Here is a 14,638-nt window from a genome sequence, read left to right on the forward strand (position 1 = left end):
GCACCATGAAGACGATGAAACTGGGAAGCCAGGGCCTGGAGGTCTCCGTCGAGGGCTTGGGCGCCATGGGCATGAGCGCGTTTTACGGGGACAGGGACGACGCCGAATCCTCCGCCACGTTGAACCGTGCCCTTGACCTTGGGATCACCTTGATCGACACCGCCGAGCTCTACGGCCCCTTCCTCAACGAGCGGCTCATCGCGGAGTCCATCGGCCACCGCCGCGGCGAATACGCCCTGGCCACCAAGTTTGGCACGGAGATCACGGACGACGGGGGCCGCGCAGCCGTGAACGGCAGCCCCGCCTACGCGCGCAAGGCGCTGGAGCGCTCCCTGCGCAACCTGCGGATGGAGACCGTGGACCTGTACTACCTCCACCGGGTGGACCCCAACACCCCCATTGAGGAGACCGTGGGCGCCATGGCCGAGTTCGTCCAGGAAGGCAAGGTGCGCTACCTGGGCCTGTCCGAGGCCGCCCCGGAAACCATCCGCCGGGCCCACGCCGTCCACCCCATCACCGCCCTGCAGACCGAATACTCCATCTTTGAGCGCGACCCCGAGGGCAACGGCGTGCTGGACACCGTCCGCGAGCTCGGCATCGGCTATGTGGCCTACTCGCCGCTCGGCAGGGGCTTCCTGACCGGAAAGATCAGCACGCCGGACGATCTGCCGGAGGGCGACTGGCGCCGCGCCATGCCCCGCTTCACCACCGAAAACCTCGCGTCCAACCTGAAATTGGTGGACCAGATCAAGGCCCTCGCCACCGACAAGGGCGTCACGGCGGGGCAGCTGGCCCTGGCCTGGGTGCTGGCCCAGGGCGTCTGCGCCATCCCCGGCACCAAGCGCCGCACGTACCTGGAGGAAAACGTGGCCGCCGCGGGCATCGAGCTTTCCGCAGAGGACCTCAAAGCCCTGGACGCCGCCGCCCCGGCGGGCAGCACGGCCGGCACCCGCTACGACGAGGCGGGGCTGAAGTCGCTCTACAGGTAAGGTGCCGCGGGGGCGACCCGCCACGGGAAAGCCCCTACGCTGGTAGGCATGACTTCCCGCCCCGAACACGTCCTGGCCCGCCGCGGCACGGGCGGCCACCGCCAGTACCGCATCCCCGCGCTGGCGGTGTCCACCCGCGGCACGCTCCTGGCCGCCTATGACGGACGCCCCAACCTCGACGACCTCCCCAACCCCATCGACCTGCTCCTGCGCCGCAGCACCGACAACGGCCACACGTGGGGACCGCAGCAAACCGTGCGCACCGGCACGGGCCTGGACGGCTACGGCGACCCGAGCCTGCTCGTCGACACAGGGACCGGCCGCATCTTCCTGTTCCACGCCGCGGGCACGCACGCCGGCTTCTTCGAGGCGGCGGAGGGCCTCGGCGACGAGGACGCCATCCAGCACGCGGACCTCAGCTTTTCCGACGACGACGGCGCCACCTGGGAACACCGCCGCCTCACCCCCATGCTCAAACGTGCGGGCATCACCGGCCTGTTTGCCGCCGCCGGCGCCGGCATCCAGATCCACACCGGGCCCTTCGAAGGCCGCCTGGTCCAGCAGTTCGTGGTTCTCCACAGGGGCGGCATCAAGGCGGCGAGCGCGTACAGCGACGACCACGGCGGGACGTGGACCCTGGGTGAATTCGTCCCCACCGCCGGCCAGACGAGCGCCAACGAAAACAAGGCCGCCGCCCTCGCCGACGGCACCCTGCTGCTGCACTCGCGCGCCACCCCGCACCGGCTCACCGCGCTCTCCACGGATGGCGGCCACAGCTACACCCCCGCCCTGCCGCACCCGGAGCTGCCGGACCCCAGCGACAACGGCTCCCTGGCCCGCTTCGACGGCCTCCCCAACGTCACCGGCCTGACCACGCCGGAAACGCAAAACTGGCTCATCGCCACCCATAACCACGACTCCCAGCTCCGCCGCAACACCCTCCTCAAGCTCTCGCAGGACAACGGCGCAACGTGGCCCTTCGCCGTCGTGCTGTGCCCGGGGAGTTCGGAATACTCCACGGCGGCACGCCTCCCCGACGGCCGCGTCGGCGTGCTTTACGAGCGCCAGGGCTACCAGGAAATCGTGTTCACCACCGTCGAGCCGCGGGAACTCCTCGCCTCACCGGCGGCAGCCCTGACGCACGACGGCGGCACCGCCTTCGCCGGCCGCCTCGCCCTGGACGTGGTGTTGCGTTCGGTCACGCCCGCGCGGCCGGCCGTGTGGCGCAGCATTGGCGAAAGCCACACGCTGGCCCAGACCGACGGCGGCTGGGACGCATCCGCCTGGAAGGAGGTGGGGCAAGGCTACACGGCGGAGGCGCCGCAGGTGCTCTCCAACCGCGCATCCCAGGACCTCAACTACGGGCCCGCCGCCCCGGGCCACCAGGCCGGGGACCTCCTGGCCTTCAGCGGCAGGGTGGAAAACCGGGGCGCCGCGGCGGCCGGCCTTGCGGTCCGGGTGGACGGTGCCGCGGTGGCGGGTGCGGAAGCGCTGGCCTCGGGCGCCAGCCTGGCGTTCACGGCGAACCACACCGTGACGGCTGCGGAGCTGGCCGCCGGGCGGGCCGAAGTGGTGTTCACCCTTGTCTCCGGTTCCGAGACAGCCGCCAGATCCTTCGCCTTCAACACGACCACCGGGGACGTCACCGAGTCCAGCTAGTGGTCCGGTCGGGGTTCCTGCAGGTCCTTCAGCGACCGGGCGATGGTGTGCCGGGCGTCGGCCGCGGCCTGGGCGGCCTTGAGCGTCTCGGCCGTGACGTTGAAGCCGGCAACCCGGGCCTGCAGCTGGGCCAGCTCGGCGGTCAGCATCGATTCCTGCTCGGCCAGGGCGTCACGCTGGGACACGAGGTCGCCGTATTGTTCGCCCATGATGGTGAGCCGGGCGCGGGCCGACCCTGCCGCCCCCGCATCACCGGCGGCCGCCGACGCCTGCGACTCGAGCGAGTCCATGGCCTTCCTGAGGTCCGCGGCCTGAAGGTCCAGGCGCTGCCGGCTGATCGAAACATCCGCCACGCCGCGGCGCATCCGGGAGAGCACGGCCAGCTGCTTGAGCTGCGCGGCGCCCAGGGTGAGCTGGCCGGCGTCGGACGGATCGGCGTCGCGCTTCACCGCGGCCTCCTTAACGGCGGCGGGCCTGCGCCGGAAGGCGCCGGAGAGCCTGCCAAGGATTCCCATGGCGGATCAGGATTCGCCAAGGTCCGTGTACGTGGCGGACCAGTTCTTCAGCATGGTGGCCTCGATTTCCAGCGTGCGCGTGAGGTCCTTGACGTCGACGTCGGTCATCGGCGCGGCGGCAGCGGCCAGGGCGCTGCGGATGCCGGTGGAGGTTTGGATGACCTGCGCGACCTGCCCGCCAAGCGTCTGGGCGTAGGCGGCCTGCACGGCCGGGTCCGGCTCCCTTTGCGCCACGAGCAGCTGGTTCTCCAGCACCGTGCCGGCCTGCCGGAGGGTGCCGAAGATGGAGTCCAGGTTGCCCGTGTACTGGCGCGTGCTTTGGGCCACGGCCAGGCTGCGCTGGGTGGCCTCGAGGGATTCCTGGAGCCGGATCCGCTGCTTCATGACGTCGCCCAGGGGACCGGCCGTGGACTGGGCCCGGACCTTGAAGGCGTTGCGCTTGGCGAGCTCGTACTTGGGCTTGGACTTGTTGACCAGGCTCAGGACGCCGCGGGAAATGAGCACGGCAAGCGTGACGCCCACGCCCACCACTACGGCGATGGCCACCAGGGCGATGATCAAGATAACGGTGCCAAAATCCATGGCTTGTGCGTTCCTTAACTGTGCAGCGGGGAATCACGTTCGGTGCAAATCAGCGTAGCACCGGCTGCGCGGCCAAAGATCAGGGATCCGCTCAGGGTGATCCCTGATGCGTTCCCGCGCCCGCCGGGGCAGAATGGAAGCGTGAAGACAATCCTCAACATCATCTGGCTGGTTTTTGGCGGCCTGTGGCTGGCGCTGGGCTATTTCCTGGCCGGCATCGTCTGCTGCGCCCTCATCATCACGATCCCGTGGGGGATCGCATCCTTCCGGATCGCCGGTTACGCGCTGTGGCCGTTTGGCCGGACCGTGGTGGACAAGCCCGGCGGCACGGGCCTGGCCAGCACGCTCGGAAACGTCGTGTGGATCCTGGTGGCCGGCATCTGGATTGCGATCGGCCACGTCGCCACGGCCATCGCCATGGCGCTCACCATCATCGGAATCCCGCTGGCCATCGCCAACATCAAGCTGATCCCGGTCTCCCTCATGCCCTTGGGCAAGCAGATTGTGCCGACCGGCCGGCCGTTTGCCGGTTCCTACCGGTAATTTTCCCGCTCCCGGGGCCCCGGCGGGCATGGCGGCGGACGCTCCTGCGGACGTGGCGCGGTCTACGCTTGACCCATGCACAAGATCCTGCTTGGAGACACTCTTGAAGTGGGCCCGCTGGGCTTTGGCGGCATGGCGCTCACCCCCGTTTATGGCAAGGTTGACCCGGCCGAGGCCCTGAAGACCCTGCACCACGCGGTGGACGTGGGCGTGACGTTCATTGACACGGCGAACATCTACGGCGCCGGCTCCAACGAGGAACTGATCGCCCGGCTGCTCAAAACGAGGCGGGGCGAGGTCCAGCTGGCCACCAAGTTTGCCCTGGTGGGCAGCCCGGCCACGGGCTATTCGGAGATCCGCGGCGACGCCGCCCACGTCAGGGAGTCCATCGACCAGTCGCTCCGGCGGCTCGGCACGGACCATGTCGACCTCTACTACATGCACCGCCGCGACGTCCGCGTGCCCCTCGAGGAGACCGTCGGCGCCATGGCGGAGCTGGTGGCCGCCGGAAAGGTCCGCCACCTGGGCCTGTCCGAGGTCACGGCCGACGAACTCCGCTCCGCGCACGCGGTCCACCCCATCGCCGCGGTGCAAAGCGAATGGTCCATTTGGAGCCGCGACGTGGAAGCGCACGTTGTCCCGGCCGCCGCGGAGCTGGGGGTGGGCATGGTCCCCTACTCCCCCTTGGGCCGCGGCTTCCTCACCGGCACGGTCCACGCCCGGGACCTGGGCCCCGGCGACTTCCGCCACACCATCCCCCGCTTTGCCAGCGGCGCCATCGACGCCAACCAGGCCGTGGTCGACGCCGTCCGCCAGGTCGCGGAGGAACTCACCGGGGCCCTGGGCCGGGAGGCGACGCCGGCGCAGGTGGCCTTGGCGTGGCTGTACGCGCAGGGCCGCACCCTCCATGCCACGGTGGTGCCAATTCCCGGCACCCGCAGGGCCGCACGCATCGACGAGAACCTCGGCGCACTCGCCCTTGACCTCACCCCGGCGCAACTGGACGTGCTGGGCAAGGCGGCGGACGGTGTCGTCGGTTCCCGGGCGAAGGACCCCTCCTGGGTGTCGCAGGGCCGGGAGCAGCAGGCGCCGGGCGCGTAAGCTTGCCGTATGCGTAAAAAAGCCGATTGGCTGGACATCACGGTCCAGTTCGCCAGTTTCGCGGCCATGTGCCTGGTGCTGTCGCTGGCCCGCTTCGGCCTGCCCCTGAAGATTGTGCTGGCGTTTGGCGTCTCGATCGCCATTTCCGGCGCCTGGGCGTACTACAAGAAGCAGGCGCGCAGGCGGAAGGCCGAGCCCAAGCGCGTGCACGTGTACAGCATCAGGAATGTGGACGAAAAATAGTGGAGATTGTTCGCTACGCCTCCCTCACGCCGGCGCCATGGGCCAACGGCGGCGGGACCACCCGCCAGATCGCGGCCGGCACCGCGGGCTCCATCACGCTCGGCTCCGGCGCCAAGGGCGATCCCTGGGACTGGCGCATCAGCATCGCCGAAGTGGCCAAGGCCGGCCCCTTCTCGGTGCTCCCCGGCATTGACCGGATCCTGACCATCATCGACGGCGACCTCATCGCCCTGACCGTTGACCGCACCGAACAAGCCCTGGAAAAGTTCCGCCCCTTCCGCTTCTCCGGCGATTCCAGCACCTCCGCCACCCTCCCCACAGGTTCCCTCATGGACCTGAACCTGATGACCCGCCGCGGCGTGTTCAAGGGCTACGCCACCATCCTCGAGCTGTCCAGGAAGCGCCCGCACCCGTTATTTGCCGGCCAGTTCGCCGTGCTCCTGCAGGGCAGCGCGGACGTGGTCCAGGAAGGGACGGACGGCTCCGGCAACCCCTCAGGCGCCCATGTCACCGACATCTTGGGCAGGTTCGACGCCGTGGCGGGCGCCAAAAACATGCCGCACCTATCCGGCCGCGGGTTCCTTGCCGTGCTGAGCGTCGACCCCGCCTGACGCGGCGGCGGGCGCGTCGTGCCGTTGGGCAGTTTGAGGCGCCCTGGGCGCGTCGTCCTTCTCCCACACGACACGGATTTTAACGCCTCCGCGGGCCGTGTGGTCCACGTGGGACTTGATCTCCCCGGGCCGCGCGCCCATCTCGGCGATCTTGCGCTCGTAGCCCCTGACCAGATCGGCCAGTGACTCCTGCGTCCATTCGCCTTCGGGGACAAGTGTTGAAATTTCCACGTCGCCTGCAGCCATGGCCCTAGCTCCCGTCAACAGATGCGCCAGCACGCGGGGCGCGGTGGCTGTTGAGTCCACGCTAAATCCTCGGGCGCGCGCGTGCAATAGTCTATGAACCACCATCACGTTCCAGGAGGCGGGCATGGGATTTCCGGGGTTGGCCCTGATCTGCGTGGCCGCGCTGCTGGGGCCGCTGCTGGCCCTGCCGCGCCGCTGGCACGTGCCCGTGGTGGTGGGCGAGCTGCTGGCCGGCATCGTCCTGGGCCGCGCCGGGCTTGCCCTCGTGGACCCGGCCGAGCCGACCTTCACGTTCCTGGCGGACATGGGCTTTGCGCTGGTCATGTTCGTGGCCGGAACCCAGGTGCCCGTGCGGGACCGGCACATCCGCTCCGCGCTGGGCAGCGGGGCGCTGCGCCTTCTGGCGGTCGCCGCCGCGGCGGCCGCGGCGGGGATCGGACTCGCGGCATTGTTCGGCGGCGGCCACGCGGTCCTCTACGCCGTGCTGCTGGCATCCTCGTCCGCGGCCCTGGTGCTGCCGATCGTCGGCTCGCTGCGGCTGACCGGGCCCGGCGTCCTGGCCATGACCGCCCAGGTGGCCATCGCGGACACCCTGGCCATCGTCGCCCTGCCGCTGGCACTCAACCCGGCCACGGCCGGCAGGGCCGCGCTGGGCTCCCTGGCCGTCCTGGCCTGTTCCGGCGCCGTGTACTTCATCCTGCGCGGGGCGGACAGCTCCCGCGCCCGGCGGCGCATCCACCGCCTGTCCGAGGAGCGGAAATTTGCCCTGGAACTGCGCATCCAGCTCGCCATCCTGTTCGCGCTGGCCGGCCTGGCCGTCTGGAGCCACGTGTCGATCATGCTGGCAGGATTCGCGTTCGGCCTGGCGGTGTCGGCCGTGGGCGAGCCCCGGCGCCTCGCACACCAGCTGTTCGCCATCACCGAGGGGTTCCTCGGCCCGCTGTTCTTCCTGTGGCTGGGCGCCTCCCTGAACCTGCACGAGCTTGCCGCCCACCCGGCCATGATCGTCCTCGGCCTTGCCCTGGGCGCTGCGGCCATTGCCGTTCACGCGCTCATGCGGCTCTTCGGGCTGCCCCTGCCGCTTGGCGTGCTGTCCGCCTCGCAGCTGGGCGTGCCCATCGCCGCCGCGACCATCGGCCTGCACGAAAACCTGCTGGCACCGGGCGAACCCGCGGCCCTGATCCTGGGCGCCCTGGTCACGATCGCCGCCGCCACTGCCGCCTCGGGCGGGTTCGCCGCCACCGCTGCGGCACCCGCCCCTCCGCGGGGGTAGGGCGCCAGCCCTCCGGAGCGGGAACACGGCAGTTCGACCGGCGCTTGCCGCCCAAAATTTGCAACATCGATCCCGCGCCGCACCCTGTGGCCCCTTAAAGTGCGACGCCGGCACCCACCCTGGGTGCCGGCGTCGTCCCCACCCGCTCCTAACCTCGTTCCCCGGTCAGGGAACCCTGCGGGCGTGGGCCCCTCGCGGTGGGGTGGCGCGGATCAGCGCCCGCGGCGCTGGTTCGAGGCGGGTGCCGAGGCGCGGCGTGCGCCGCCGGCGCGGGCCGGGCGGCCGGAGCCACCGCTGGTGGCGTTGAAGCTGCCGCCGGACGTGCCGCCGGTGGTGGAGGACCACACGGCGCCGGAGCCCGTGGAGCGGGGGGCGCTGCGGGGGGCGTCGTTGCGGTGCGTGGAGCCCTGCGGGGCGCGCTTGCCGCGGGCCACGTCGCCGTCGCGGGCGGGGCGGCCCTCGCCGGCGGCGCGGGCCGGGCGGCCGGAGCCACCGAAGCGGGCACCCTGCGGCTGGCCTTCGCGGCGCTCGGAACGGTTGCCCTCGGCGGGGGCGTCGGCAGACACACGGCCGCGCCCTCCGCGCCCGCCACGTCCCCCGGCGACGGGGGCGGCACCGCGCCGGGCGCGCTTGCGCTCGGCGTTGGCGCCCGTGGACTGGCCGGCACCCTGTGCCGGAGCCTTGGCTGCCAGCAGCGCGGCGCGGGTGCGGGGGTCAATCTTGCCGGCAACCTCGCCCACCAGAGCGGCCACGGACGGCGACGAGGCGGTGACGCGCTCAAAGTTCACGTCGACGCCCGCCGCCCGCATGAGCTTCTTGACGTCGCTCTGCTGCTCGGGGAGCGTCAGGGTGACCACCACGCCGTCGGACCCGGCGCGGGCCGTGCGGCCGGAACGGTGCAGGTACGCCTTGTGCTCCGTGGGCGGATCGACGTGGATGACCAGTTCAATGTCGTCGACGTGCACGCCGCGGGCGGCGACGTCGGTGGCCACCAGGACGCGGACGCCGCCGGTGGAGAACTCGGCCAGGTTCCTGTCGCGGGCGTTCTGCGAAAGGTTCCCGTGGAGGTCGACGGCGGGGATGCCGGCGTCGGTCAGGGTCTTGGCGAGCTTGCGGGCGTGGTGCTTGGTGCGCATGAACAGGATGCGGCGCCCGGCACCCGAAGCCAGTTCCACGAGGACCTGCTTCTTGACGGTCTGGTCATTGACCACCAGGACGTGGTGCTCCATGGTGGACACGGCAGCCGTGGCCTCGTCCACCGAGTGCGTGAGCGGGTTGGAGAGGTAACGCTGGACGATCTTGTCCACGCCGTTGTCCAGGGTGGCGGAGAACAGCATGCGCTGGCCCTTGCTCGGGGTGGTGTCCAGCAGGCGCTTGACGACGGGCAGGAAGCCGAGGTCGGCCATGTGGTCGGCCTCGTCCAGGACCGTGATCTCCACGCTTTCCAGCGACACGATGCGCTGCTTCATGAGGTCCTCGAGGCGGCCCGGGCAGGCAATGACGATGTCCACGCCGGCGCGCAGCGCCTTTTCCTGGCGGGCCTGGGACACGCCGCCGTAGATGACGGTGGTGTTCAGGCCCATGGCCTTGGCCAGCGGCTCGATGGTGTTGTTCAGCTGGGTGGCCAGCTCGCGGGTCGGTGCCAGGACCAGGCCCATGGGGCGGCCGGGCTTGCGGAAGTAGGGCGCCTCGCGCTCGGCCAGGCGGGCCACAAGCGGGATGGCGAAGGCGATGGTCTTGCCGGAGCCGGTGCGGCCGCGGCCCAGGACGTCGCGGCCGGCCAGGGTGTCCGGCAGCGTCTTGACCTGGATGGGGAATGCTTCCTCAATGCCGTTGGAGGCAAGCGAGGCAACAATTTCCTTGGGCGCGCCAAGGGCAGCAAAAGTAGTCATGTAAAGAGGGAATCCTTCTAAAGGCGGTTCAACGGCCCACGATCAGTTTTGACCGCGGGTTCGCCGATTCAATGCCAGAGCGTGTCAACCGCAGATGCTTTGCAGCAAATCCAATGCGGGACAAGTTGAATGCGTTCATCGACGCAGAATGCGCTGGAAACGCATTAAGTCCTCACAGTCTAGCAGTGGCACGACGCCGGACGGTCACCTGGGTGGGTCATCTCACCTTTCACCACCTGGCACGTGGCGCGCCGCCAGGGTCCAATCGGGCTCCACGTCATGGGGTCACCGCCTCCAGCGCCGTCCCGTCCAGGCGCAGCTTCCTGCCCACCCGCTTGGCGCAGGCCAGCATCACCACGGTTTCCTGCAATTCGATGCCGGGGATGTCCTGCTGCAGCGTCAGTTCCACGTCCATGATGTCCGCCACGGATCTCAGCCACATGATGATGGTGAAGTTGCTTGACCCCGTCGTCGAGGCGATGAACCTGACGTAGGGAAGCCGCCGAAGGGCCGCGGCGGCTGCCTCGTGCCGGCCGGCAGGCACCTTGGCAAACCATTGGCAGGTCACCGGATAGCCGGAGAGCGGCTGGGCCATGTCGCAGCGCAGGGACAGGGCGCCTGAGGCGAGGACCCTGTTCAGCTGCCGCTGCACCGTTGCCGGCGTCCGCCCCAGTTCGCGGGCCATCGCGGCCGCGGTGGCCCGGCCGTCGCGGGCCAGGGGCGGCAGCAGGGCCAAGTGGCTTTGCGGCAGGTGTCCGGGCACGGGCTCCGTCCGGGCCAGTGCCCGGAGTTGCTGCTGCTGGCCCCGGGAGAGCACATTCAGCCGCCAGGAGCTGCCGTTGAAGTGCTGGCGCGTGCAGAGCGATACGTTGTAGCCGAGGACGCCGTCAATGGCGCGGATGCGTGGGATGACATCCCCGCTGAGCTGGGCCATGGACTCCGTGATGACTGTCAGGATGAGCGCGCGGCTGCTCGCGGTCTGCTCCACCGTGATGACCTCGCCAATGGCGCACAGCTCCTCCACCACGTGGCCCTGGCCTTCCATGACGGCATCCACGCCGATGAAGGACAACGACACTTCCTGGGGGTCCCCCATCGGGTGGGCCGTCACCCAGGCGGCGCCCGAGGTCGCCAGGCGCTCCCAGCGGGCCGCCGCGCTGGTGGGGTGGACGCGCAAGACGGCGCCGACGTCGGTCCAGCCGGCGCGCGGGGCAATTTGCAGGGCCTGGATGAGTGCCAGGTCCTCTTCACTCAAGGGTGCACGAGAATTCGCCATTTACACCAACTTTTACATAATTCCATGGATTTAGACAGCTGTGATGCATCTCACCTCACACTGGAGGGACAGTCAACCGCTACAGGAGCCCCCATGCCGCTTTCCCCCGCAGACCTCACCCCGGACTTGGTCCGGTTCCGCCACGACATGCACCAACATCCGGAGATCGGCCTGGACCTGCCGCGCACCCAGGAGCGCGTGCTCAAGGCCCTGGACGGACTGGGCTACGAGATTACGCTGGGCACGGACACCACCTCGGTCACCGCCGTGCTCCGCGGCGGCGGCCAGGGGCCGGTGCGGGGCCCGGCCCCGGACGCCGTCAAGCCGGTGGTCCTGCTCCGCGCCGACATGGACGCCCTGCCGGTCCAGGAACGCAGCGGCGTCGCCTACACCTCCCGCGTTGACGGCGCCATGCACGCCTGCGGCCACGACCTCCACACGGCCATGCTCACCGGCGCGGCCACCCTCCTGGCGGACCGGCGCGAGCACCTTGCCGGCGATGTGGTCCTGATGTTCCAGCCGGGCGAGGAAGGGCTCGACGGCGCATCCGTCATGATCCGCGAGGGCGTCCTGGATGCCGCCGGGCGCCGCGCCGACGCCGCGTTCGGCATGCATGTCTTCTCCGCGATCGCGCCCCACGGCCAGTTCGTCACCAAGCCCGGCATCATGATGAGCGCCTCCGACGGGCTGGTGGTGACCGTCCTGGGGGCCGGCGGACACGGCTCCGCCCCGCACATGGCCAAGGACCCCGTGCCCGTCATCACCGAGATCGTCACCGCCCTGCAGGTCATGGTCACCCGCCAGTTCGACATGTTCGATCCCGTCGTGCTGAGCGTGGGGGTCCTCCAGGCCGGCAGCAAGCGCAACATCATCCCGGAATCGGCCCGCTTCGAGGCCACCATCCGCACCTTCTCCGAGGAATCCCGCGAGAAGATGCGCCTGGCCGCGCCCCGCCTGGTGACGAACATCGCGGCGGCCCACGGGCTTGACGTGGACGTGGACTACCAGGGCGAATATCCCGTCAGCATCACCGACATCACCGAAACCGAACTTGCCGAGGGCGTCATCTCCGGCCTGTTCAACGCCGAACGCCTGACCCGCCTGGCGACCCCCATCAGCGGCTCCGAGGATTTCTCGCGCGTGATGGCCGCGGTCCCCGGCACCTTCATCGGCCTCAGCGCCGTGGCCCCGGGAGAGGACCACACCGCCACGGCGTTCAACCACTCGCCCTACGCCACGTTCGACGACGCCGTCCTCACCGACGGCGCCGCCCTCTACGCCGAGCTGGCCGCCAGCCGCCTGGCGTCCCTGTCCGCATCCCGGCCGGCCTTCGCCGCCAACTGACCGTCAAAGGTTGCCCACCATGAAAACACCACTCCGCTCCGCAACCCCCGCAGCTGCCCCAATGGCAGGCTCCGTTCCCGGCGCCGCCCCGCAACGCCGCAAGCTGGTCAAGACCCTGGTCGGCACCGGGATCGGCAATGCCGTCGAATGGTACGACTGGGCCGTCTACGCCACGTTCACCCCCTTCCTGGCCGGGGCCCTGTTCAGCAAGGCGGACAAGACCTCGGCCGTGCTGGCCACCCTGGCCATCTTCGCCGTGGGCTTTGTGGCCCGCCCCTTTGGCGGCTTCCTGTTCGGCTGGATCGGGGACAGGATCGGGCGCAAGTCCGCCATGACCCTGGCCGTCGGCCTTGCCTCGGCGGGCAGCCTGCTCATCGCCGTCGCCCCCGGCTACGCCCAGGTTGGCGCCCTGGCATCGGCAACACTGCTGGTGGCCCGCCTCCTGCAGGGGCTGGCCCACGGCGGCGAGCTGCCGTCGTCGCAAACGTACCTGTCGGAGATGGCGCCGAAGGAAAGGCGCGGCCTCTGGGCCACGCTGATCTATACGTCCGGCACGGCCGGAATTCTGTTCGGGACGCTGCTGGGCGCCGTCATGACGCTGGTGCTGCCCAAGGTGGACATGCAGGCGTGGGGCTGGCGCGTGCCGTTTGCCGTCGGCGCCGTGCTGGGCCTGTACGCCCTGTTCATGCGTTCGCGCCTGCACGAGTCCGAGGTCTTCACCGGGGAGGACGCGAAGGCCAAGCGCGCCCCGATGTGGCCGCAGATTGTCCGCCACCGCAAGCAGGCCCTGCAGGTGATTGGCCTGACTGTGGGCCTGACGGTTGTCTACTACATCTGGGGCGTGGTGGCACCCAGCCACGCGGCCACCGACCTCGGCATGGACCGCGGCGCGGCACTGTGGGCCAGCGTCATTGGCAACGTCGTCTTCATTGTTGCCCTGCCGTTCTGGGGCAGGCTGTCAGACCGGATCGGCCGCAGGAAGGTCCTTTTGGCCGGCGCCCTCGGTGCCGCCGTCATGCACTTCCCGATGACCTGGCTGCTCAAGGACCAGCCCTGGGAGCTGGCGGTCAGCATGTCCGTGATGCTCATCTTCATCGCGGCCAGCGCCTCGATTGTGCCGGCCGTCTACGCCGAACTTTTCCCCACCAGCATCCGCACGGTGGGCGTGGGCGTCCCCTACTCCATCTGCGTGGCCGTCTTCGGCGGCACCGCCCCCTACCTGCAGTCCTGGCTGGGGTCCGTGCACCTGGGCGTGCTGTTCAGCGTTTACGCCGTGGTCCTGCTGCTCATCAGCGCGGTGTTCGTCTTCACCATCCCGGAAACCAGGGGCAAGGACCTGGCTGAGGAGCCGGCGGCGTAGCCTGCTGCCCCGGTCCGCCGGGTGCCACGCGTGCGCAGCCTCAATGCCCGCCGGCACCGGTACGCTTAACGTCGATGAGTGAAACCCCAGCCTCCGCGCCCGTTCCCCCCGCGTCCCCGGACGGACGGAAGGCGCCCCGCAGCCAGGACGGCACGCCCCGGCCGGTCACACCGGGCAGCCAGGCGGCCGAGGGCACCTACCGCACGCAGCCCGTCTCCTTTGTGCGCCGGGGGACGCGCCTGCAGGGGCGCCGCCAAAAGGCCTGGGACGACCACGCCGCCACCCTCGCCGTCGACGTCCCCCGCCACATCGCGGACACCTCGGTGCACCCGGAGTACGTTTTCAACGCCGCCGCCGAGTTTGGCCGCACCGCACCGCTGGTCGTGGAGATCGGCTCCGGGCTGGGCGAGGCCGTGGTGCACGCCGCCACGGAAAACCCGGGGAAGGACTTCCTGGCCGTGGAGGTCTACACGCCGGGGCTCGCCCAGACCATCCAAAAAATTGTGGCCGCGGAGATTGGCAACGTCAGGGTGGTCCAGGCCAACGCGCCCGAGGTCCTGGGCACCATGCTCCCCGCCGGCACAGTCAGCGAGGTGTGGGTGTTCTTCCCCGACCCCTGGCACAAGACCAAGCACAACAAGCGCCGCATGGTGAAGGACTCCTTCGCCCCGCTCGTGTCCCGCGTGCTTGCGCCGGGCGGGCTCTGGCGCCTGGCCACGGACTGGTCCGCCTACGCCGAGCAGATGCGCGAGGTGGGCGCCTCCTCCCCCGACTTTGACAACGTGCACGACGGCGAACGGGCCGGTGCCGCCAGCCCCCTCACCCAGGCGCGGCTCACCGGCGTCGACCGCGAACAAAGCGATGAGCCGGACACCGACGGCGGCTGGGCCCCCCGCTTTGACGGGCGCATCCTCACCAGCTTTGAAAACAAGGCGCACAAGGCCGGGCGCGTGATCTTCGACCTCACCTTTCGGCGGAAGTAGGCACGATGGCGGAGGCCCCCG

The 14,638-nt window shown here is 69.9% G+C and carries 15 protein-coding genes; 10 read left to right on the forward strand and 5 right to left on the reverse strand.

Annotated elements, in window-relative coordinates; all coding sequences use genetic code 11:
- Positions 1-5 precede the first annotated feature (5 nt).
- Positions 6-989 carry an aldo/keto reductase gene (locus G6034_RS01430; protein WP_176633301.1) on the forward strand — a complete coding sequence of 328 codons (984 nt, stop codon included), beginning with the start codon at positions 6-8 and terminating at the stop codon, positions 987-989.
- A 48-nt stretch (positions 990-1,037) separates the two neighbouring features.
- Positions 1,038-2,648, forward strand: coding sequence for a sialidase family protein (locus G6034_RS01435; RefSeq protein ID WP_176633302.1), 1,611 nt, complete (start codon positions 1,038-1,040; stop codon positions 2,646-2,648).
- Here G6034_RS01435 and G6034_RS01440 read toward each other — a convergent pair.
- Together G6034_RS01440 and G6034_RS01445 are read right to left on the reverse strand one after the other, a co-directional pair.
- A complete protein-coding gene (locus G6034_RS01440; RefSeq protein ID WP_176633303.1) occupies positions 2,645-3,163 on the reverse strand; it encodes a hypothetical protein in 519 nt (172 codons plus the stop codon). The genes G6034_RS01435 and G6034_RS01440 overlap by 4 nt on opposite strands.
- Positions 3,164-3,169: 6 nt before the next feature.
- Positions 3,170-3,745 (reverse strand): hypothetical protein, encoded by a 576-nt coding sequence (locus tag G6034_RS01445; RefSeq protein WP_176633304.1) that lies wholly within the window; start codon positions 3,743-3,745, stop codon positions 3,170-3,172.
- Between the two features lie 141 nt (positions 3,746-3,886).
- Between G6034_RS01445 and G6034_RS01450 the strand changes: the two genes are divergently transcribed.
- The 4 genes from G6034_RS01450 to G6034_RS01465 all read left to right on the forward strand — a co-directional run bounded on the left by G6034_RS01450 (position 3,887) and on the right by G6034_RS01465 (position 6,243).
- Positions 3,887-4,288 (forward strand): YccF domain-containing protein, encoded by a 402-nt coding sequence (locus G6034_RS01450; RefSeq protein WP_176633305.1) that lies wholly within the window; start codon positions 3,887-3,889, stop codon positions 4,286-4,288.
- 75 nt (positions 4,289-4,363) lie between these two features.
- Positions 4,364-5,389 carry an aldo/keto reductase gene (locus G6034_RS01455; RefSeq protein WP_176633306.1) on the forward strand — a complete coding sequence of 342 codons (1,026 nt, stop codon included), beginning with the start codon at positions 4,364-4,366 and terminating at the stop codon, positions 5,387-5,389.
- A 9-nt stretch (positions 5,390-5,398) separates the two neighbouring features.
- Complete coding sequence (locus G6034_RS01460) at positions 5,399-5,632, forward strand: hypothetical protein (protein WP_176633307.1); 234 nt, start codon at positions 5,399-5,401, stop codon at positions 5,630-5,632.
- Positions 5,632-6,243 (forward strand): HutD family protein, encoded by a 612-nt coding sequence (locus tag G6034_RS01465; RefSeq protein ID WP_176633308.1) that lies wholly within the window; start codon positions 5,632-5,634, stop codon positions 6,241-6,243. The genes G6034_RS01460 and G6034_RS01465 overlap by 1 nt, the downstream gene beginning before the upstream one ends.
- On the opposite strand, the gene G6034_RS01470 is transcribed toward G6034_RS01465, so the two are convergent.
- The gene (locus tag G6034_RS01470) at positions 6,196-6,549 is read right to left on the reverse strand and encodes a hypothetical protein (RefSeq protein WP_176633309.1); all 354 of its coding nucleotides are present in this window, start codon (positions 6,547-6,549) and stop codon (positions 6,196-6,198) included. The two genes, G6034_RS01465 and G6034_RS01470, sit on opposite strands and share 48 nt — an antisense overlap.
- A gap of 64 nt (positions 6,550-6,613) precedes the next feature.
- Here G6034_RS01470 and G6034_RS01475 point away from each other — a divergent pair, with 64 nt between their 5' ends.
- Positions 6,614-7,762: a cation:proton antiporter gene (locus G6034_RS01475; protein WP_176633310.1), complete on the forward strand. Its 1,149-nt coding sequence runs from the start codon at positions 6,614-6,616 to the stop codon at positions 7,760-7,762.
- 212 nt (positions 7,763-7,974) lie between these two features.
- On the opposite strand, the gene G6034_RS01480 is transcribed toward G6034_RS01475, so the two are convergent.
- Positions 7,975-9,654, reverse strand: coding sequence for a DEAD/DEAH box helicase (locus G6034_RS01480; RefSeq protein ID WP_176633311.1), 1,680 nt, complete (start codon positions 9,652-9,654; stop codon positions 7,975-7,977).
- Between the two features lie 277 nt (positions 9,655-9,931).
- A complete protein-coding gene (locus G6034_RS01485; protein ID WP_176633312.1) occupies positions 9,932-10,930 on the reverse strand; it encodes an Lrp/AsnC ligand binding domain-containing protein in 999 nt (332 codons plus the stop codon).
- A 93-nt stretch (positions 10,931-11,023) separates the two neighbouring features.
- Here G6034_RS01485 and G6034_RS01490 point away from each other — a divergent pair, with 93 nt between their 5' ends.
- From G6034_RS01490 to trmB, 3 genes are all read left to right on the forward strand, one after another.
- A complete protein-coding gene (locus G6034_RS01490) occupies positions 11,024-12,274 on the forward strand; it encodes a M20 metallopeptidase family protein (protein WP_176633313.1) in 1,251 nt (416 codons plus the stop codon).
- A gap of 61 nt (positions 12,275-12,335) precedes the next feature.
- Positions 12,336-13,634, forward strand: a complete 1,299-nt coding sequence (locus G6034_RS01495) for an MFS transporter (protein ID WP_176633386.1) — start codon at positions 12,336-12,338, stop codon at positions 13,632-13,634.
- Positions 13,635-13,708: 74 nt separating this feature from the next.
- A complete protein-coding gene (trmB, locus tag G6034_RS01500; protein ID WP_176633314.1) occupies positions 13,709-14,617 on the forward strand; it encodes a tRNA (guanosine(46)-N7)-methyltransferase TrmB in 909 nt (302 codons plus the stop codon).
- Positions 14,618-14,638 lie beyond the last annotated feature (21 nt).

The organism is Arthrobacter wenxiniae (genome assembly GCF_013376105.1).
Classification (GTDB): Bacteria; Actinomycetota; Actinomycetes; order Actinomycetales; family Micrococcaceae; genus Specibacter; species Specibacter wenxiniae.